This is a genomic window from Streptomyces sp. JLYT201 (assembly GCF_059448825.1).
Window position 1 is genome coordinate 3,635,498 of the sequence record NZ_CM182551.1, and the last position, 18,333, is coordinate 3,653,830.

Genomic DNA, 18,333 nt, shown 5'->3' on the forward strand with positions numbered 1-18,333 from the left:
GTCCCCCGGGCGTCGCGGGGACCGCGGTTCAGACGGCGTCGGTACCCGAGTGGGTCTTCTCCATCGCCTTGCGGAACGCCGCGTAGCCGTTCAGCTCGCTGATGTCGCCGGTCTTCCCGCTCTCGCGGTTGCGATGGGCCAATAGGGCCCACAGACCAGCTCCGACCGCCGCCAGAAGTGGAATGAGCAACCAGGCAAGTGATGCCATGTCGACCTCCCGACCCCATGAGCGACCACAACTGACTGATCAGCAGATTAACCCGCCGCTCCGACAACGCTCACGGCAGGGGTCCGGTTACGCAACCGGAGTTCCGCGGACGCACCACCCGCACAGTCGCCTGCGAGGGCCGCCCCCCCCAGGGCTAGCAGGCGCCGACCCACTCCTCCTGGCCGTCGGAGAACGTCTGGTGCTTCCAGATGGGCACCTCGTGCTTGAGGTCGTCGATCAGCTTGCGGCAGGCCGCGAAGGCCTCGGCCCGGTGCGGGCAGGAGACGGCGACGACGACCGCGAGGTCACCGACGGTGAGGGCGCCGACGCGGTGCACGGCGGCCAGGGCGCGCACGGGGAAGTCCGCGACGACCTTCTCCGCCACCCGCCGCAGCTCGGCCTCGGCGGTGGGGTGACTGGAGTACGCGAGGGCGTCCACGTCGGCGCCCCCGTCGTGGTTGCGCACCGTCCCGACGAACAGGGCCGTGCCGCCCGCGGCGTCGTCACCGACGGCCCGGAAGACCTCGTCCAGCGACAGCGGAGTGTCCCGGACGGACAGCAGCCGGATCGGCTCGTCGGCGGCCTGCTCACCCGGGTGATCGATCGGAGTACGTGCCATGGGGCCATGGTGCCGCACGCCCCGGACCCGACGGAATACCGCTATCCCCCAGGCTCCACACGCCCGACTTGGCCATCCCTACGACCTGACACACGCCCCTTGGCGCCCCCCGGCTGTGGGCAGCTGGAACGGGCGGGCACGGCCCACCACGGCGAGCAAGGGCAGAAGAAGGCTCAGCCGGGGGTTCAGGGCCCCGGAGGGGCCCTCAGAGCCGCCGCCGCGCCTTCCGGGCCCGCCGCACCAGGGCGGCGGTGCCCAGCAGTGCCACAGTGGCCCCCGCAGCCCCCGCGGCCGTCGCGTCCTTGCGCCCGAGCCTCCGCCCCGCCACGGTCCGCCGCCCCGCGACCTCCTCGAGCAGCTCCGCGAGGACCTCCTCGTTGGTCCACTGCGGCCGCCACCCCGCGTCGTGCAGCCGGCTCCCGCTGACGACCCAGGGGTACATCGTGTACGCCAGGTCCCCCGCCGGGGACGGCGTCAGCCCGATGCGGTGCAGTCGCGCGGCCGCGCCGAGGGCGACGGCGGACGGCAGTTCCATGCGCCGGATCCCGCTGAGCTCCTCGACCTCCTCCTGCTCCAGCCACCCGTCGCAGCCGACGGCCAGCTCGCCCTCGACCTTCTCCAGGACGGCGTACTCCAGGGCGCTGCACAGGTCCTCGACGTGGCAGAACTGCCACGCGGGCCGGGACCCGGCGACGACGAGCAGCCGCGGCGACTCGAAGTAGCGGGTCAGCGCGGTGTCGGTGCCGCCGACGAGCACGGCGGGCCGCACCACGGTGACGTTCAGGCCGGGATGGGCCCGGGGCGCGCGCCGGGCGAGCCGCTCGATCTCCAGGAGGTCGCCGACGCCGGTCGCCTCCGCGGTCGCCCGCAATTCGGCGTCTTCGGAGAGGGGCAGTTCGTTCTCGGCGAGCGCTCCGTAGACCATCGCCGAGGTGCACAGGACGACCCGGTGCACCCCCGCGGCGGCGGCCGCGGTCAGCACGGTCTGCGTACCCCGTACGTTGTACGCGGTACGGGCCGCCCCGTCGGTCTCCAGGTCGAGGTCGAGCGCGAGGTGCACGACGACGTCCACGCCGCGCAGCTTCTCGGCGATCGCGGGGTCGCGGACGTCCAGGATGTGCCACTGGGCCGCCGCGCACTCGCCGCGCCGCTCGTCGATGGCCACGACCTGCTTGATCTCGTCGGACTCTGCCAGGCGCTCGGTCAGCAGCGCGCCGACGCCCGCCGCGGCGCCGGTCACGGCGACGACAGGCCCGCGGACGGGGGCCGGGGTCGAAGGGTTTCGCGCTGCGCGAACCTGCGGATCTGGGGAACTCACCGGGCGTCTCCAGCGGTTGTCTTCAGTACGTATGCGAATGACGCGTACGTACCAGGTGGCATCCATCCTGCCGCAGCCCCCGAGGCGGCGAAGCACCGAGGCCCGATCCCGTCGCGGTGTCTACGCTGGGTGGTGTTGTCGGGCAGCCGCCGCCGGACCCATCCGGTGGCCTTACGAGCCGAGGAAACCCGTGAGTGACACCCCATTCGGATTCGGCCTTCCGCCGGAGGAGCCGGAGGACGGCGACGAGGGCAAGAAGAAGGACACCCCCGGAGGGGGACAGGGTTCCGGTGGCCCCGGGAACCCGTTCGGCTTCGGTGTGCCCGGCCTGGGCGGCCCCGGCGGCGGGGACAACCCGTTCGCCGCGATGTTCGGTTCGATGAACCCCAGCGACCTGGGCGCCGCCTTCCAGCAGCTCGGCCAGATGCTGTCGTACGAGGGCGGTCCCGTGAACTGGGACATGGCCAAGGACATCGCCCGCCAGACCGTCGCCCAGGGCACGGCGGACGGCACCAAGGACGCCAGCGTCGGGCCCGCCGAGCGGACCGCCGTGGAGGAGGCCGTGCGCCTGGCCGACCTCTGGCTGGACGACGCGACCTCCCTGCCCTCCGGCTCCGGCACGGCCGTGGCCTGGAGCCGCGCCGAGTGGGTCGAGGCGACCCTGCCGGCGTGGAAGGAGCTCGTCGACCCTGTCGCCGAGCGCGTCGGCGTGGCCATGGGCGACGTCCTGCCCGAGGAGATGCAGGCCATGGCGGGCCCGCTGATCGGCATGATGCGCTCCATGGGCGGCGCCATGTTCGGCCAGCAGATCGGCCAGGCCGTGGGCGTCCTCGCGGGCGAGGTCGTGGGCTCCACGGACGTCGGCCTGCCCCTGGGCCCGGCGGGCCGCGCGGCCCTCCTGCCGGTGAACGTGACCGCGTTCGGCAAGGACCTCAGCGTCCCCATGGACGAGGTGCGGCTGTATCTGGCCCTGCGCGAGGCCGCCCACCAGCGGCTCTTCGCGCACGTGCCGTGGCTGCGCTCGCACCTGTTCGGCGCCGTCGAGGGCTACGCCCGCGGGATCAAGGTCGACACCAGCAAGCTGGAAGACGTCGTCGGCCAGTTCGACCCGCAGAACCCGGAGCAGCTTCAGGAAGCCCTCCAGCAGGGCATGTTCCAGCCCGAGGACTCCCCCGAGCAGAAGGCCGCCCTGGCCCGCCTGGAGACGGCCCTGGCGCTCGTCGAGGGCTGGGTGGACGCGGTCGTGCACGCGGCGGCCAAGCCGCGCCTGTCGTCGGCCGACGCGCTGCGTGAGACGCTGCGCCGCCGCCGTGCCACCGGCGGGCCCGCCGAGCAGACCTTCGCGACGCTCATCGGCCTGGAGCTGCGCCCGCGCCGGCTGCGGGACGCCTCGCGCCTGTGGGCCTCGCTCACGGACGCGCGCGGCGTCGACGGCCGCGACGGCCTGTGGGCGCACCCGGACATGCTCCCGACGGCGTCCGACCTGGACGACCCGGACGGCTTCGTGCACCGCGAGCAGCTGGACTTCTCCGAGCTGGACAAGATGCTCGGCGAGGCGGCGCACGGCAGCGCCTCCGGCAAGCCGGACCTCACGAAGGGTGACGACTCCGCCGAGGGCGGCTCCCCCGAGGGCAAGGACGACGACGGCAAGTGACTCTGCGCGACGACGCGGTGCTCGTCCTGAAGGCGTACGAGCACCAGGAAGACCTGCGGCAGTACTACCTGGACCATCTGTCGGCCCACCCGGACGACGGGATGTGGAAGGCCTGCACGGACGGCCATGTGACGGCCAGCGCGCTGGTCGTCGACCCGGCCCGCGGGCGCGTGCTGCTCACGCTGCACAAGAAGCTGGGCATGTGGCTCCAGATGGGCGGCCACTGCGAGCCGGACGACCGCACCCTCGCCCAGGCGGCGCTGCGCGAGGCCACCGAGGAGTCCGGCGTGGAGGGCCTGACGCTGCTGCCGGGCGGCCCGGTGCGCCTGGACCGCCATCCGATCCCGGGCCCCTGCACCCAGCACCTGGACGTGCAGTACGCCGCGCTCGCACCGACCGGCGCGGTGGCGGCGATCAGCGACGAGTCCCTGGACCTGCGTTGGTTCGCGTACGACGAGGTGGCGGACGTGGCCGACACGTCCGTCGTCCGGCTCGTGGAGGCCACGCGGGAGCGCCTGTCGGTGTGACGGCCTCCTGAGAGGCGGCATGGGTAAGGGGCGGTCGCCATGGCGACCGCCCCTTACCGATAGGGGTCGGGCCCTTGGGGGTCGGGCTCAGTTCCAGACGTTGCTCTGGTTCTGCCCCCGGGCGCCCTGCTGGCCCATGCCGAACTGGGCGGCCGCCCCCTGGCCGATCTGGGCGTGCTGCGGCGGCAGCAGCTCGCTGGGCTGGACGAGCGCGTAGCCCTGCCCCATGAAGCTGAGCTCCCAGCCCTCGCCGGTGTTGCCGCGGCGCCGCCACACGCCCGAGGAGTGCGTCTGCGCCTGCATCTGCACCCGCAGCCCGCTGGACCAGGCGACGATCGCGTCCGCGTCGGCGTTGACGTACCGGTCCGGGGTGACCTGGAGCATCAGCGGCTGCCCGGAGGTCATCAGGGCGACCTTGCCGCGCCCGGTGATGTTCAGCTGGTACTTGCCGGAGCCGGAGATCCCGTACTGGCTGTCCACCGCGATCACCTGGTGGGACAGCGAGGAGTCCATGGCGAGGACGTAGGAGCTGTCCACCGTCAGGCCGTCCTGCTCCACGTCCACGACGTGGATGTACTGGGCGAGGTTCGCGAAGTAGACGGTGCCCTGGCCGTGGCAGCGCATCAGGTCCAGGCCCTCACCCGTGTGCGCCCGGGCGCGCCGCTGCCCGCCGGACTGGAACTCGGCGTCGAACTCGATGAGCCCCTGGTAGGCGACCATGGCGCCCTTGCGGGCGAGTACGTCGTCGTGGCCCTCCAGGGCGACGCGCAGCAGCTGCGGGTTCTGGACGGTGTAGCGCTCCTGGGACTGCTGCTCGGAGTGCGCGAAAAGCGAGCTCTGCATGGTGGTGCTCCCCCTCAGCTCCGGATCCGGAGGCGGTCGGTGCTGTCCTCACTGGGCTGTACGACGACGATGCCCTCCCCGGAGAAGCCCATCTGGTAGGCCTCGCCGCTGCCGCGCCCGATGAGGGAACCGGCCTTGAAGCTGCGCTTGCCCTTCACCTTCAGGTTCGGCGACCAGGCGATCAGGGCGTCGGGGTCCACGTACGTCTCGTCCTCGCCGCGGCCGCAGTCGACGACGATGGGCGTGCCGCGCGAGGTCAGCGCCACCCAGCCCTGCCCGGAGACCTTGATGTTCCACAGGCCCTGGCCCGCGAACTTCGCGAGTCCCTTGACCCGCTCGACGCCCCACTGGAGGCTCGCGTCGAAGGCGAGGAGGTTGGTGCCGTTCACCGAGAGCGAGTCGCCCGCCAGGTTGATGACGACGACGTCCGCCCCGTAGTCGGCGAGGTACAGCAGGCCGTCTCCGGAGCACTTCATCAGGGGCGCGCCCTCGCCGGTGATCCAGTCGCGGGCGATCTGGCGGACGGCGGGCGGGTTCGGCTCGTACTGCACGAACCCTTCGTAGGCGACCATCGACCCCACGCGCGCGAAGAGGTCGTTTCCGGTCTGCATGGCCACCTTGAGCATGTGGTGGCCGTGGTTCTCCATGCGGGCGGCCACCGGGGCCGGGGCGAAGCCCGTGAGCTGGTGCTGGTTCATGACGGGCTCCCTCAGACCTCGTACGGCTGGACGACGATGAAGTTGCCGGGCGCGCCGCGGAACTGGAGGTTCACGCTCTCCCCCGTGGCGCCCGCGGAGGCGTTCGCCCGCAGCCTGACCTGGCTGGAAACGATTGCCTGTGCGGCGGCCGACCAGGCGACGACGGCGTGGCAGTCGGCGAAGGTGGTCGGGGTCACCGGCAGCACGACGGGCATGCCGTGCGTCTTCACGACGACGGTGCCGCTGCCCTGGAACTGCATGACGAACAGCGCGCCCCCGGGGATGCCGTGCCCCTCGATGCGGCGCACCTCGTGCTGGAGGGACTCGTCGAAGGCGAGGACGTTCTCCGCGGAGACGCAGAGGGCGTCCCCCTGGAGCTCGACGGGGTGCAGATGGGTGCCCTCTTCGGCGAGGAAGACCTGGCCGCGGCCCGTGCAGCGCATCAGCTGCATCTCCTGGCCGGTGGCGTTGCCGACGACGCGGCCCGCGAAGCCCGCGCCCTTGTAGCTGAACTCGACCTTGCCCTGGTAGAGCACCATGCTGCCCTGTCGGGCGAGCACGGGCTGGCCGCCGACGTTCAGGTCGATGCGGACCAGCTTCTCGTTCTGCTGCGTCCAGCGCTGGCCCGTGCCCGCCTCGCGGTACTTCTGCAGCGCGGCGGCCACACCGGCACCCTGCGGGGCCGCTGCCGGGACGCCCTGTGCGAAGGGCGGCGGGGCCTGGCCGGGCACCGGCGCCGGAGGCTGCTGTCCGTAGCCGGGCGGCGGAGGCGCGGCGGGCTGGCCGTACCCCGGAGGCGGCGGCGCGGACGGCTGGCCGTAGCCGGGCGGCAGGGGTGCCGAGGGCTGCTGGCCGTAACCGTGCGGCTGCCCGTACGGCGCCGGGGCCTGGGGCGGCACGGGGGCCGGGGGCGGCACCGGGGCGCCCGGCTGGCCCAGCGGGGCGACGATGGTCTGCGCGGAGTGCACGGACGGGGCGGGCGGGACGGGCGTGGACGCGATCGGCGCGGGCGGGACCGGCGCGGGCGGGGGCGTCATGTTCGCCGGGGGCGGGGTGTGCGGGACGGGCGCCGGGGTGGGAGCGGGGGCCGGAGCCGCTGGGGCGGGGGCCGCAGGGGCCGGAGCCGCCGGGGCGGGGGCCGCAGGGGCTGCGAAGGCAGGCGGCGGCGTGGCGCCGCCGGGCGGTGCGAAACCGGGCACTTGCGCCTGGGCCTGCGGCGCGGGCGCCGCGGGCTCCTCCTCGGCGACCTCTCCGCCGAAGTTCCGCAGGAGCGCGTCCAGGCCGCCGTCGAAGCCCTGCCCGATCGCGGCGAAGCGCCACACGTCCTTCAGATAGAAGTCGCCGAGCATCAGCGCCCGCTCGGTGGAGAACTCCGAGCCGTCGAAGGCGTACCGGGCCACCTCTTCGCCGCCCGCGACGATCCGGATGTAGCCGGAGGCGAGCTGGGACATCTGCCCGGCGCCGTCGATCGCAGCAGTGAACGACAGCTTCTGGATCTGCGGCGGGATCCGGTCGAGGGTGACGCGGAAGGACTCGTTGTCACCGGCCTGCGCGCCCAGGAGCTGCAGCGACTCCTCCGGGGACTTCGGCTGGTTGAAGAAGATGAAGTAGCGGTCGTCGGACAGCCGCTCGTCCGCGTCGAGGCCGAAGCAGCTGATGTCGAAGGTCAGCCCGGGGGCAGCGATGTGCACACCGACGTACAGGTCGGTCCCTGCGGTGAGGTCACTGATCTTGGCCTTATGGCCGCGTTGGAATTCCCTGGGCATACGTAACGACCGTCCCCCATCCCGATGGTGAATGCGTCGCGCCAGGCTAACCGCAAAGTCCGACAACGGACGAAGCCGGTACAGACCCGGTACACAACCACCGCGGGGTGCCCCGCCCGCCCTGCCGCGCCGAGGCCCCCGGTCACTCCTCCCGGGCGGCGGGCAGGTGCGGCAGCCGGTCCGCGGCAGCCACTCCTTCGAGGTAGCCGCGGGCGCGCTCCGTGCGCGGATAGGCCTCCAGGAGCTGCCAGAAACGCGGCCCGTGCCCCGGGACCAGCAGATGCGCGAGCTCGTGGACCAGGACGTAGTCGACCACGTACTCGGGCATGCCCTGCAACCGGTGCGACAGACGGATGCTGCCCTCCGAGGGCGTGCACGAGCCCCACCGGGTGTTCTGATTCGTCACCCAGCGCACGGACGTGGGGCGCGCCCTGCCGTCGAAGAACTGCTCCGAGAGCCGCCGCGCCCGCTCGGCGAGCTCACTGTCCCCGAGGACCCGCTTGCTCTCCTGCGCGGCCAGTTTGTCCAGCATGACGGTCACCCAACGCTGCTCCTCCGCCGCGGACATCCGGGCGGGGATGAGGACGACCGTGCGGTCCCCCTCGCGGTACGCCGAGACCGTTCTGCGTCGGCGGGCGCTCCGTCGCACCTCGACCGCGGTCGCCGCCGGGCCGGACGACGGCGGGCTGGTCGCGCTGCGCTGTGGACTTCCGCGGTGCAGTGGGTCGGCGGGCACGCCTTGACGTTACCCGTTCGACAAGCGGGAAGTCCCGCCTCCGGGACGGTTCGCTATCGATCCCCTCCCCGTGCGCTCGATTAGCTCGATTAGTACGACAAACACTCGCCGCCTGTGGACAACCCCGAGCACGCCCCGGCCCGGACGGGCATGCTGACCGTCGAACGGCAACGTCCCGCCACACGGCCCGCACACCCAGGACGGCACGTCGCGGCGCGGCACTGCACGGCACTGCGCGACGCACGACGCACGACGCACGACGCACGACGCACGACGCACGACGCACGACGCACGACGACACCAAACGCAGAACGACACCACACGGCATGACTCGGCTCGGCATGACACGGGGGAACGCATGCATCCGATCCTCAAGCCCGCGCTACGACGCGGCTGGCGCGATCTCAATACGGTCCAGTTCGGGGTGACACCCGCCCACGCCCGCGTACTCGGCCCCGTGGACACCGCGACGGGCAGCTTCCTCACGCTCCTCGACGGCACCCGGGGCCTGCCCCTGCTGCGCGCGGAAGCCAGGAGAATGGGCCTGCCCGATGGACACGTGGACGCGCTGCTCCAGCGCCTGGACCACGCCGGTCTGCTCGATGACGCGACGGACGGCGGCCCGGCGGCCGAGGCCCTGCGCGCCCGCCCGGACACCCTGGACCGGCTGCGCCCGGATCTGGCCGCCCTGTCGGCCGTCACCCCCCGCCCCCACGACGCCATCCGCAAACTGGCCGCCCGCCGGGCCACCCGCGTGCGCGTGCAGGGCACCGGCCGCGTGGGCGCGGTCGTGGCGTCGGTCCTGTCCGGCGCGGGGGTCGGCCAGGTGGACGTGCGGGACGGAGGGTGCGTCGAACCCTGGGACGTCGCTCCCGGCGGGCTACCCGCCGACTCCGTCGGCCAGCGCAGGGACGCAGCGGCCCGCCGGTCCGCGCGCCGAGCCGCGCCGGGCCGCCCGCCACGGCACCCCGAGGACAGAGCCGACGGCGAGCACCCGCTGTCCCTGGTCCTGCTCACCCCGCGCGACGGCCTCGACGCCTACGCCCCGGCTCCGTCCGGAGCAGAGACACTGCTCGCCGCCGGAACCCCGCACCTGTACGCGGGCGTGATCGAGGGCACGGGCGTGGTCGGTCCCCTGGTGCTGCCGGGCGTGAGCGCCTGCGCGAGCTGCCTCGCCCTGGCCGAGACGGACCGCGACCCCGCCTGGCCGCGCATGCTGGCACAGTGGCACTCGGGACACCGGCGCCAGGTGCCCGCCTGCGACCTGGCGCTGTCCACCACCGTGGCCGGCCTCGCGGCGGCACACGCACTGGCCTTCCTGGACGGCGCGGCACCCTCCCTCACGGGAGTCCGCTGGCTGACGGCGGCACCGCGCTACGCCTGGCGCGCCCAGCGCGTACCGGCGCACGCTACTTGCCCGTGTGGGGCGAGTGAGCGCGTTAAGGGGGAGGACACCGCCGTGGATCGAGAGCCACACGGGACAATGACCGGTGTCACCGCCTGAGAGGGCGCGGCTGTCTGGGACTTGGAGGGGCGTATGTCTGATCTTCCCCGGAAGGCGGTTACCCGTACCGCCAAACTGGCCGCGCTGCCGCTCGGCTTCGCGGGCCGCGCGACCTGGGGGCTCGGCAAGAGAATCGGCGGCAAGTCGGCGGAACTCGTGGGCCGTGAGCTGCAACAACGCACGGCGGAGCAGCTGTTCAAGGTGCTCGGCGAGCTGAAGGGCGGGGCGATGAAGTTCGGGCAGGCCATGTCCGTCTTCGAATCGGCCCTGCCGGAGGAGGTCGCCGGTCCCTACCGCGCGGCCCTGACGAAACTCCAGGAAGCCGCACCGCCCATGCCGACCCGCACCGTGCACACCGTGCTCGCGGAGCGGCTCGGCGAGGACTGGCGGGAGCTGTTCCTGGAGTTCGAGGACAAGCCCGCTGCAGCCGCCTCGATCGGCCAGGTGCACCGAGCCGTATGGGCGGACGGGCGCGACGTCGCGGTGAAGGTCCAGTACCCGGGAGCGGGCGAAGCCCTGCTCTCGGACCTGAACCAACTGGGCCGCTTCGCCCGGGTCCTTGGCCCGCTGATCCCTGGCATGGACATCAAGCCCCTCATCGCGGAGCTGCGCGACCGCGTCTCCGAGGAGCTGGACTACGGCCTGGAGGCACAGGCCCAGCGCGCCCACGCCGAGGAGTTCGCGGACGACCCCGACGTGATCGTGCCCGACGTGGTCCACCAGAGCGAGCAGGTCCTGGTGACGGAGTGGATCGACGGCGTGCCGCTGGCCGACGTGATCACCGACGGCTCACAGGAGGAGCGGGACCGGGCGGGCCAGCTCCTCGCCCGCTTCCTGTTCTCAGGACCGGCCCGCACCGGCCTGCTGCACGCCGACCCGCACCCCGGGAACTTCCGCCTGCTGCCGGGCGAGAAGGGCGAATGGCTGCTCGGCGTCCTGGACTTCGGCACGGTGGACCGACTGCCCGGCGGACTGCCCCCGACGATCGGCCGCTCCCTGCGGATGACGGTCGAGGGCCAGGCCGAAGCGGTCTACGAGATGCTGTGCGAAGAAGGCTTCGTCAAGGACTCCGTCGACCTGGAGCCGGAAGCGGTCCTCGACTATCTGCTGCCGATCATCGAACCCGCCCTCGCGGACGAGTTCACCTTCACACGCGGCTGGATGCGCAGCCAGGCGACACGTGTGGCCGATCCCCGCTCCCCCGCCCACCAGTTGGGCAAACGGCTGAACCTCCCGCCGTCGTACCTGCTGATACACCGCGTGACGCTCAGCACCATCGGCGTCCTGTGCCAGCTGGGCGCGACCGTACGCATGCGGGACGAGCTGGAGGAGTGGGTCCCCGGATTCCTGCCGGACGACGAACCGGCGGAGCGGGAGGAACAGCACGACCCGAGCGACGGCCAGGAGCTGGACGACGCGGCGGCTGAGGCATGACCTGACGCGGGGGTGGGGGTGGGGAGGGGGCGGGGGGAGGGGAAGCCCCCCCCCACCGGGGCGAGGCGGCGGTCACCACCAGGCCGAGTCGAGTCTCCCCTCGATGGCCCGGATGTTGTCCCGCGCACAGTTGTCGCAGAAGTAGTGGCGGACGCCGTTCTCCACGGAGCAGGTCCAGGTGGGGGGCCGGCCGTCGGCGACCGTGCCGCAGCGGGAGCACACGAGGTTCTCGGTGTCCGCAGGTTGAGAAGGCTGCTGGTCCACTCGGCGACCTTATCGCCGTCGCCGGTGTTCGGCGGGCACAACGCACCGCGGGGGCCGGTCCGTTCGGACCGGCCCCCGCTGGGTTTGCCGGGAAGCTCGCCGGAGCTTCCGGTTGCCGTGTGGCGGCGGATCTACTGCATGACCGCCATGGCGAGCGCGCGGCGGGCGCGCAGCGAGGCGCGCTCGGCGCGGCGCTGCATGCGGCGGGCCGCGATCAGGCGGACAGCCGGGCGTTGCTGCTCGGCCTCACGCAGTCGCTCGTGCATATGCGCACGGGCCATGGCTTCTGGGATGAGTTGCATTTCTCGGGTCCTGTTCTGGCGCGAGCCGGTCGCGCCGGTGGGGGTGAAGTCTGGGGTCGCGGAGCCGGTGGGCTCACTCGCGGGTGCCTTCATCGGGGCCTGCTTCTTCGGGTCGTGCGTCAGGGGGCGATCGATCGTTCCGGCGGTACTCATGCCACTACCGGGTTCTTCCGCGGACGGCCACGCGGGCGCTTGCGGGCTACGACGACGCCCTGGACGAACAGCTCACCGCCCCAGACACCCCACGGCTCACGTCGCTCCTTGGCGCCGGCGAGGCAGGCCTCCATCAGCGGGCAGGTGCGGCAGAGCGACTTGGCGTACTCGACGTCGGCCGGGGACTCTGCGAAGAAGACCTCGGGGTCGTAGGCGCGGCAGGGGACGGGTACGCCGAGGTTCTCGATGGCGTCGTCGAGCGCGGTGAGCGCGGTGAGGGGAGTCAAGGTCGGGTCCTCCGTGGGTGCGGGCGGGGGGAGCGTGTCTGAAGGCGGTACGGACGGGGCGTGCGCTTCGAGTTGCACGGGGTGTTCTTCCTCGTCTGGTCGTTCCGGCCGGGGTCGGCCGGTTGGCGGCTGGTACCGGGTCTTGCTGTGGCCCCTTCGGTCTGTCTCCCTGTTTTGGGGAAAACAGAAGGGCCGCGGATCCCGGGTGGGGTTCCGCGGCCCTGAAGGCGCCGGTCTGATCGAGATCAGACTGGATCACTCCAGGGTTCGAGCCCACGGAAGGCCCACATCGTGTGGTGCTGCGTCGTCTGCTTCCGGAATCCGGCACCGGCCGCCGCGAAGGCATAGGCCTGCGCCTGTGCCGCCGCTACTGCTGCTTCCGGTGCCTGGGTCGGTCGCTCATTGCCTTCACGGATCTGGAGACCCATGGCAGGCAGGGAGGCACCCGGACGAGCGGCGGCGTTGCCGACGGACAGACCGGTGCTCTGGTGCGAGAAGCCGAGCAGGCAGGAGGCGACGACCGAGCGATCGGTCATTTTGGCGGTGCTGATGAAGCTCTCGTTGATGCTGATCACTGGATTCGCCTCCTCTCGGCGTCTAGGGGATCGGCCGGGGCCGATCCTTCGGACTGACAAGTACAGCATGGAACCGGGGCTCCGGAGAAGCCGCCGTTTCCGTGTTAAGAACCTATGGGGATTGCTGGCGCATGCGCAAACTATTTTTTCGACGAGTTTGAATCAGTTGGCCTCGTCCCTGTCAGTAACCTCCTGACCTGCGCAAATGGCCAGGACGTCGGCGCCGTAGGTGCGCACCTTGCGCTGGCCGACGCCGGGGATGCGGGCGAGCTCGCCCTCCTCCTCGGGCACGGACTCGGCGATGGCGATCAAGGTTTTGTCCGTGAAGAGGCAGAACGGGGGCTGTCCGATGCGTCGCGCGTGCCCCGCGCGCCACTCCCACAGGCGTTCGTAGAGCCCTTCGTCCATGTCGGACGGGCAGTCCTCGCACCGCATGAGTTTCATCTCACCGGCGTCGGTGAGGGTGCGGCCGCAGACGCGGCAGCGGGCCGGGGTGCGGCTGGTGCGGCGGCGGGCTCTGGGGCCGCCGGGCTCGGTGCCGCCGCCCGTGCCGCGCTCGATGCCGCCCGTGCCACCGGCCGCGCGCGCCCCGGCGGTCGCGCCGGAGCCGGGGCGCAGTCCGTCGAGGAACCGGGTGGCCCTGCGGTTGGGGCGCCCGCCCGGGGAGCGGGACACCGCCCAGGACAGGTGGAGGTGGGCCCGGGCGCGGGTCACGCCGACGTAGAGGAGGCGGCGCTCCTCCTCGACCTGTTCGTCGGTCTTGGCGTAGGTGATCGGCATCATGCCTTCGGCGAGGCCGACCAGGAAGACGGCGTCCCACTCCAGGCCCTTGGCGGCGTGCAGGGAGGCGAGGGTGACGCCTTCGACGGTGGGGGCGTGCTGGGCGGCTGCGCGCTCGTCCAGCTCGGCCACGAGGTCGGCGAGGGTCGCGGCGGGGTTGGCGCGGGCGAAGTCCTCGGCGAGGCGCACGAGGGCGGCCAGGGATTCCCAGCGGTCGCGGACGGCGCCGGAGCCCGCGGGGGGCTCGGTGGTCCAGCCCTTGGTGGAGAGGACGGCGCGGACCTGGGAGGGCAGGTCGACGACGTCGTCGAGGAGGGCGTCGTTGCCGCCGAAGCGGGCGGCGCCGCGCAGGGCCGCGCCGGCCTCGCGCACCTCGGTGCGTTCGAAGAAGCGCTCGGCGCCGCGGAGCTGGTAGGGGATGCCTGCGTCGGCGAGGGCTTGTTCGTAGATCTCCGACTGGGAGTTCGTGCGGAACAGGATCGCGATCTCGCTGGCGGGGACGCCGTCGGTCATGAGGGCGCGGATGCGGCGGGCGGCGCCTTCGGCTTCGGCGGGTTCGTCCGCGTACTCGGTGTAGACGGGGTCCGCGGCAGGTTCGCGCTGGGAGACGAGTTCCAGGCGGTGGTCGGCGGCGCGGCCGTGGGCCTGGGCGAGCAGGCCGTTGGCGAGGCGGACGACCTGAGGGGTGGAGCGGTAGTCCCGGACGAGTTTGACGACGGTCGCGCCGGGGTGGCGGGTGCGGAAGTCGAGGAGGTGGTCGGGGGTGGCGCCGGTGAAGGAGTAGATGGTCTGGCTGGCGTCGCCGACGACGCAGAGGCTGTCGCGCTCGCCGAGCCACAGTTCCAGGAGGCGCTGCTGGAGCGGGCTCACGTCCTGGTACTCGTCGACGACGAAGTGCTGGTACTGGGAGCGGACCTGTTCGGCGATGTCGTGGCGGTCCTGGAGGATGCCGACGGCCAGGAGGAGGACGTCTTCGAAGTCGATGACGGAGCGGTCTCGCTTGAGGTCTTCGTAGGCCGCGTAGAGCTGGGAGATCTCGGCGGGGTCGCGGGGGGTTTCGCGGCCTGCTCTGGCGGCCGCGGCGGCGTAGTCCGCGGGGACGGTCTGGGTGACCTTGGACCATTCGATCTCGGCGGTGGCGTCCCGCAGTTCGTTGCGGTCGAGGCGGATGCGGCAGGCGGTCGCGGCGTCGGCGACGAGTTGGATCTTGCGTTCCACGAGTCGGGGCAGGGAGCCGCCGACGGCCTTGGGCCAGAAGTACTGGAGCTGGCGCAGGGCCGCGGAGTGGAAGGTGCGGGCCTGGACGCCTTGGGCGCCGAGCTGGCGCAGTCGGCCGCGCATCTCGCCGGCGGCGCGGTTGGTGAAGGTGACGGCGAGCACGCTGGCGGGCTGGAGGATGCCCGCGCGCACTCCGTACGCGATGCGGTGGGTGATGGCGCGGGTCTTGCCCGTGCCCGCGCCCGCGAGTACGCAGACCGGCCCGTGCAGGGCCGTGGCGACCTCGCGCTGCTCGGGGTCGAGCCCGTCGAGCACCGCGTCGGCCGAGTCCGGGACCCGCGGGAAGAGGGTGGAGTGCGTTGCTGCTGTCACCCTTCAATGCTGCCAGTTCTTGTGGGGCGCGTGAGCGGGGTTATCCACAGGGTGGCGGTCGCAGTCGTATTAATCCCGGGGCGTGTCCGGGTGTGGTTGGTCCGGGGGCGGGGCTTGGTGCCGGTTGGTCCCGGGGGCATCTTCTGGTGTCGGAGTGCGGGCTCTGGCGGGCGCGACGCGGGTGTGGGTTGTGGCGGGAGAGACACAGCTGCGGACTTTGCCGGAGGGGCTTGGGTGCGGGCTCTGCCGGGAGGGGCGTAGGCGCGGGCTCTGGCGGGAGGGGCGCGGGTGTGGGAATGGCGGCGGGGTCGCGTACGTTCGACTGGGTGCGACGACGCACCCCGAAGTGCGATGACGCACCCCGAGCCGTGAAGGAGCGCGAAGACATGCCGGGCACCGTGACGATGTACAGCACCACCTGGTGCGGCTACTGCCGCAGGCTGAAGGGCCAGATGGACCGCGAGGGCATCGCGTACACCGAGGTCAACATCGAGCAGGACCCGGAGTCCGCCGCGTTCGTCGAGAAGGCGAACGGCGGGAACCAGACGGTTCCCACCGTTCTCTTCCCGGACGGCTCGACGCTGACGAACCCCTCGCTGGCGCAGGTGAAGCAGAAGCTCGCCTAGGTCCCCGGGGGCCGGGTCAGGCCGTCGCGCCGGGCCTCGGCAGGGACTCGCCGTACCAGAGTTCGATCAGGCGGGCCGCGATCGAGATGCCGTAGGGAGGCAGGACCTCCCCGGACTCGAACGCGGCCCGCAGGTCGTCGCGGGAGAACCAGCGGGCCTCGTGGATCTCCTCGCCGTCGACGTTGATCTCCGACGAGGTGGCCTGGGCCATGAAGCCGAGCATGAGGCTGGACGGGAACGGCCAGGGCTGGCTGGCGACGTATTCGACGTCTCCTACGGTGACGCCCGCCTCTTCCCAGACCTCGCGGCGTACGGACTGCTCGATGGACTCGCCGGGCTCCACGAAGCCCGCGAGCGTGGAGAAGCGGCCTTCGGGCCAGTGGACCTGGCGGCCGAGGAGGGCGCGGTCCTTGTCGTCCGTCACGAGCATGATCACGGCGGGGTCGGTGCGCGGGTAGTGCTCGGCGCCGCAGGCCTGGCAGCGCCGGATGTGGCCGGCGGCCGCGATGACGGTGCGCTCGCCGCAGCGCGAGCAGAAGCGGTGCATGCGCTGCCAGTTCTCCAGGGCGACGGCGTGCACCATCAGGCCCGCGTCGCGGGGCGACAGGAGCAGGCCCGCCTCGCGCAGTCCGGCGGCGCGTGCGGAGGCGTCCATGCGGCCGGGCAGGGAGTCCTTCTGGAGGGCGAAGTAGCTCACGCCGTCGTCGTCGGTGCCCAGGAAGTAGCGGTGGGCTTCGGTGAGGGGCGCTTCGAAGCTGGGGGTCGTCACCAGTTCGGTGCGGCCGTCGGGGGTCTCGTCGATGAGGACCTGGCCGCCGGAGACCACGAAGACGCGTGTCGAGGGGTGGCTCCACGCGGCGGCGAGCCAGGCCTCGTCGAGGCGGTGGTGGGCTGCGCGGTCGATGCCGCTCGGCGCGGTGAGCGAGACGGGGCGGTCTGCGGCGCGGTCGGTCCAGGTGGTCACTGGTGCTTCCAACTCCCCCGGTGGAATGGGTGGTTCAGCGAGCAGGTGTCTTCGGTGTGCTCAGTGTGCATCGCGCCAGTGCTCCGCGAGGTCGCCCCAGAGGTAGGCGGTGGTCTCGACGCCCTTGAGGAGCAGGTCGAGCTCGACCTTCTCGTTCGGCGCGTGCCAGCCGTCCGAGGGAATGGAGATGCCGAGGAAGAGCACGGGCGCCCCGAGGACGTCCTGGAGGTCGGCTGCCGGTCCTGAGCCGCCTTCGCGCGTGAAGAGGATCTCCTGCTCGAAGGCGCGGCCCATGGCGCGGGCGACGGACTGCAGGGCGGGGTGGTCGAGCGGGGTCAGGCAGGGGCGGGTCGCGGCGCCGAAGGTGATGGTGTGGCGGATGCCCGCGGGCAGCTGGCCGGCGACCCAGGAGCGGACGGCTTCTTCCACGTGGTCGGGGTCCTGGCCGGCGACCAGGCGGAAGGAGAGCTTCAGCAGGGCGCTCGACGGGATGATCGTCTTGCCGCCCGCGCCCTGGTAGCCGCCTCCGATGCCGTTGACCTCGGCGGTCGGGCGGGCCCAGACGCGCTCCAGGGTGGTGTGTCCCGCCTCTCCGTGGGGGGCGTGCGACTTGGCGGTGCGCAGCCATTCGGACTCGTCGAAGGGCAGTGCGGCGAAGAGCTGCCGTTCGCGGTCGGTGAGCTCGATGATGCCGTCGTAGAAGCCCGGTACGGCCACGCGCGCGTGCTCGTCGTGCAGTGCGGCGACGAGGCGGGCGGCTGCGGTGGCCGGGTTGGGTACGGCGCCGCCGAAGGAGCCGGAGTGGATGTCCTGGTCGGGGCCGTACAGCTCGATCTCGCAGTCGGCGAGGCCGCGCATGCCGGTGCAGACGGTCGGGGTGTCCTTGGACCACATGCCGGTGTCGGAGACGACGACGGCGTCGGCGGCCAGGCGGTCGCGGTGGCGCTCGATCAGGTCGCGGAAGTGAGCGGAGCCGGACTCCTCCTCGCCCTCGACGATCAGTTTGAGGTTCACGGCGGGGGCGGTGCGGCCGGTGACGGCGAGGTGGGCGCGGACGCCGAGGGTGTGGAAGAAGACCTGGCCCTTGTCGTCGGCGGCACCGCGCGCGTAGAGGCGGTTTTCGCGGATGACGGGCTCGAAGGGGTCGGTGTCCCAGCCGTCCTCGCGGGCGGCGGGCTGTACGTCGTGGTGGCCGTAGACGAGGACGGTGGGTGCCTGCGGGTCTCCGGAGGGCCATTCGGCGAAGACGGCCGGGGCGCCGGGTGTCTCCCAGACCTCGGCGGTCGGGAAGCCGGTGTCCTTCAGCCGGGCGGCGAGCCAGTGGGCGCTGCGGCGCACGTCGTCGGCGTGCTCGGGCTGCGCCGACACGGACGGGATGCGCAGCCACTCGGCGAGGTCGTCGAGGAAGGCGGCACGGTGGTCGTCGACGTACTCGCGTACGGCGCTGACGACGCTGTCAGCTTGGTCGGCGGACTTACTCATGGT

Annotated in this window: 19 protein-coding genes; 5 read left to right on the forward strand and 14 right to left on the reverse strand. The window is 72.2% G+C overall.

Annotation, left to right across the window (positions count from 1 at the left end):
- Positions 1-28 precede the first annotated feature (28 nt).
- From AC5WAM_RS14545 to AC5WAM_RS14555, 3 genes are all read right to left on the reverse strand, one after another.
- Positions 29-208, reverse strand: a complete 180-nt coding sequence (locus AC5WAM_RS14545) for a hypothetical protein (RefSeq protein WP_030683279.1) — start codon at positions 206-208, stop codon at positions 29-31.
- Positions 209-362: 154 nt separating this feature from the next.
- On the reverse strand, positions 363-827 hold the full coding sequence (locus tag AC5WAM_RS14550; protein ID WP_366790341.1) for a molybdenum cofactor biosynthesis protein MoaE: 465 nt from the start codon (positions 825-827) through the stop codon (positions 363-365).
- A gap of 205 nt (positions 828-1,032) precedes the next feature.
- Positions 1,033-2,145: an SDR family oxidoreductase gene (locus tag AC5WAM_RS14555; RefSeq protein WP_172386510.1), complete on the reverse strand. Its 1,113-nt coding sequence runs from the start codon at positions 2,143-2,145 to the stop codon at positions 1,033-1,035.
- A gap of 190 nt (positions 2,146-2,335) precedes the next feature.
- Between AC5WAM_RS14555 and AC5WAM_RS14560 the strand changes: the two genes are divergently transcribed.
- On the forward strand, positions 2,336-3,799 hold the full coding sequence (locus tag AC5WAM_RS14560) for a zinc-dependent metalloprotease (protein WP_172386509.1): 1,464 nt from the start codon (positions 2,336-2,338) through the stop codon (positions 3,797-3,799).
- Entirely contained in the window at positions 3,796-4,326 is a 531-nt protein-coding gene (locus AC5WAM_RS14565; protein WP_495522827.1) for an NUDIX hydrolase, read from the forward strand. Before AC5WAM_RS14560 ends, AC5WAM_RS14565 begins: the two co-directional genes overlap by 4 nt.
- An 87-nt stretch (positions 4,327-4,413) precedes the next feature.
- Here the strand turns inward: AC5WAM_RS14565 and AC5WAM_RS14570 are convergent, their stop codons facing one another.
- From AC5WAM_RS14570 to AC5WAM_RS14585, 4 genes are all read right to left on the reverse strand, one after another.
- Entirely contained in the window at positions 4,414-5,169 is a 756-nt protein-coding gene (locus AC5WAM_RS14570) for an AIM24 family protein (RefSeq protein WP_366790345.1), read from the reverse strand.
- 14 nt (positions 5,170-5,183) lie between these two features.
- Positions 5,184-5,867: an AIM24 family protein gene (locus AC5WAM_RS14575; protein ID WP_366790346.1), complete on the reverse strand. Its 684-nt coding sequence runs from the start codon at positions 5,865-5,867 to the stop codon at positions 5,184-5,186.
- Positions 5,868-5,878: 11 nt separating this feature from the next.
- A complete protein-coding gene (locus AC5WAM_RS14580; RefSeq protein ID WP_495522828.1) occupies positions 5,879-7,633 on the reverse strand; it encodes a TerD family protein in 1,755 nt (584 codons plus the stop codon).
- Positions 7,634-7,775: 142 nt separating this feature from the next.
- Positions 7,776-8,369 (reverse strand): M48 metallopeptidase family protein, encoded by a 594-nt coding sequence (locus AC5WAM_RS14585; RefSeq protein ID WP_366790348.1) that lies wholly within the window; start codon positions 8,367-8,369, stop codon positions 7,776-7,778.
- A gap of 358 nt (positions 8,370-8,727) precedes the next feature.
- On the opposite strand from AC5WAM_RS14585, the gene AC5WAM_RS14590 reads away from it, so the two are divergent.
- Positions 8,728-9,873: a ThiF family adenylyltransferase gene (locus AC5WAM_RS14590; RefSeq protein ID WP_495522829.1), complete on the forward strand. Its 1,146-nt coding sequence runs from the start codon at positions 8,728-8,730 to the stop codon at positions 9,871-9,873.
- Between the two features lie 33 nt (positions 9,874-9,906).
- Complete coding sequence (locus AC5WAM_RS14595) at positions 9,907-11,307, forward strand: ABC1 kinase family protein (RefSeq protein WP_495522830.1); 1,401 nt, start codon at positions 9,907-9,909, stop codon at positions 11,305-11,307.
- Positions 11,308-11,379: 72 nt separating this feature from the next.
- Here AC5WAM_RS14595 and AC5WAM_RS14600 read toward each other — a convergent pair whose 3' ends face one another.
- The 5 genes from AC5WAM_RS14600 to AC5WAM_RS14620 all read right to left on the reverse strand — a co-directional run bounded on the left by AC5WAM_RS14600 (position 11,380) and on the right by AC5WAM_RS14620 (position 15,258).
- Positions 11,380-11,571: a hypothetical protein gene (locus AC5WAM_RS14600; protein ID WP_366790351.1), complete on the reverse strand. Its 192-nt coding sequence runs from the start codon at positions 11,569-11,571 to the stop codon at positions 11,380-11,382.
- A 131-nt stretch (positions 11,572-11,702) separates the two neighbouring features.
- Positions 11,703-12,026, reverse strand: coding sequence for a putative WhiB-interacting protein (locus AC5WAM_RS14605; protein WP_138961671.1), 324 nt, complete (start codon positions 12,024-12,026; stop codon positions 11,703-11,705).
- A complete protein-coding gene (locus AC5WAM_RS14610) occupies positions 12,023-12,391 on the reverse strand; it encodes a WhiB family transcriptional regulator (RefSeq protein WP_030359819.1) in 369 nt (122 codons plus the stop codon). Before AC5WAM_RS14610 ends, AC5WAM_RS14605 begins: the two co-directional genes overlap by 4 nt.
- Positions 12,392-12,558: 167 nt before the next feature.
- Positions 12,559-12,888: a hypothetical protein gene (locus AC5WAM_RS14615; protein WP_138961670.1), complete on the reverse strand. Its 330-nt coding sequence runs from the start codon at positions 12,886-12,888 to the stop codon at positions 12,559-12,561.
- Between the two features lie 162 nt (positions 12,889-13,050).
- Complete coding sequence (locus AC5WAM_RS14620) at positions 13,051-15,258, reverse strand: ATP-dependent DNA helicase UvrD2 (RefSeq protein WP_495522831.1); 2,208 nt, start codon at positions 15,256-15,258, stop codon at positions 13,051-13,053.
- A 386-nt stretch (positions 15,259-15,644) separates the two neighbouring features.
- Between AC5WAM_RS14620 and AC5WAM_RS14625 the strand changes: the two genes are divergently transcribed.
- Positions 15,645-15,884, forward strand: coding sequence for a mycoredoxin (locus AC5WAM_RS14625; protein ID WP_138961668.1), 240 nt, complete (start codon positions 15,645-15,647; stop codon positions 15,882-15,884).
- A 16-nt stretch (positions 15,885-15,900) separates the two neighbouring features.
- Here the strand turns inward: AC5WAM_RS14625 and nudC are convergent, their stop codons facing one another.
- Positions 15,901-16,848 carry an NAD(+) diphosphatase gene (gene nudC / locus AC5WAM_RS14630; RefSeq protein WP_495522832.1) on the reverse strand — a complete coding sequence of 316 codons (948 nt, stop codon included), beginning with the start codon at positions 16,846-16,848 and terminating at the stop codon, positions 15,901-15,903.
- Between the two features lie 60 nt (positions 16,849-16,908).
- Entirely contained in the window at positions 16,909-18,330 is a 1,422-nt protein-coding gene (locus AC5WAM_RS14635) for a dipeptidase (RefSeq protein ID WP_495522833.1), read from the reverse strand.
- Positions 18,331-18,333 lie beyond the last annotated feature (3 nt).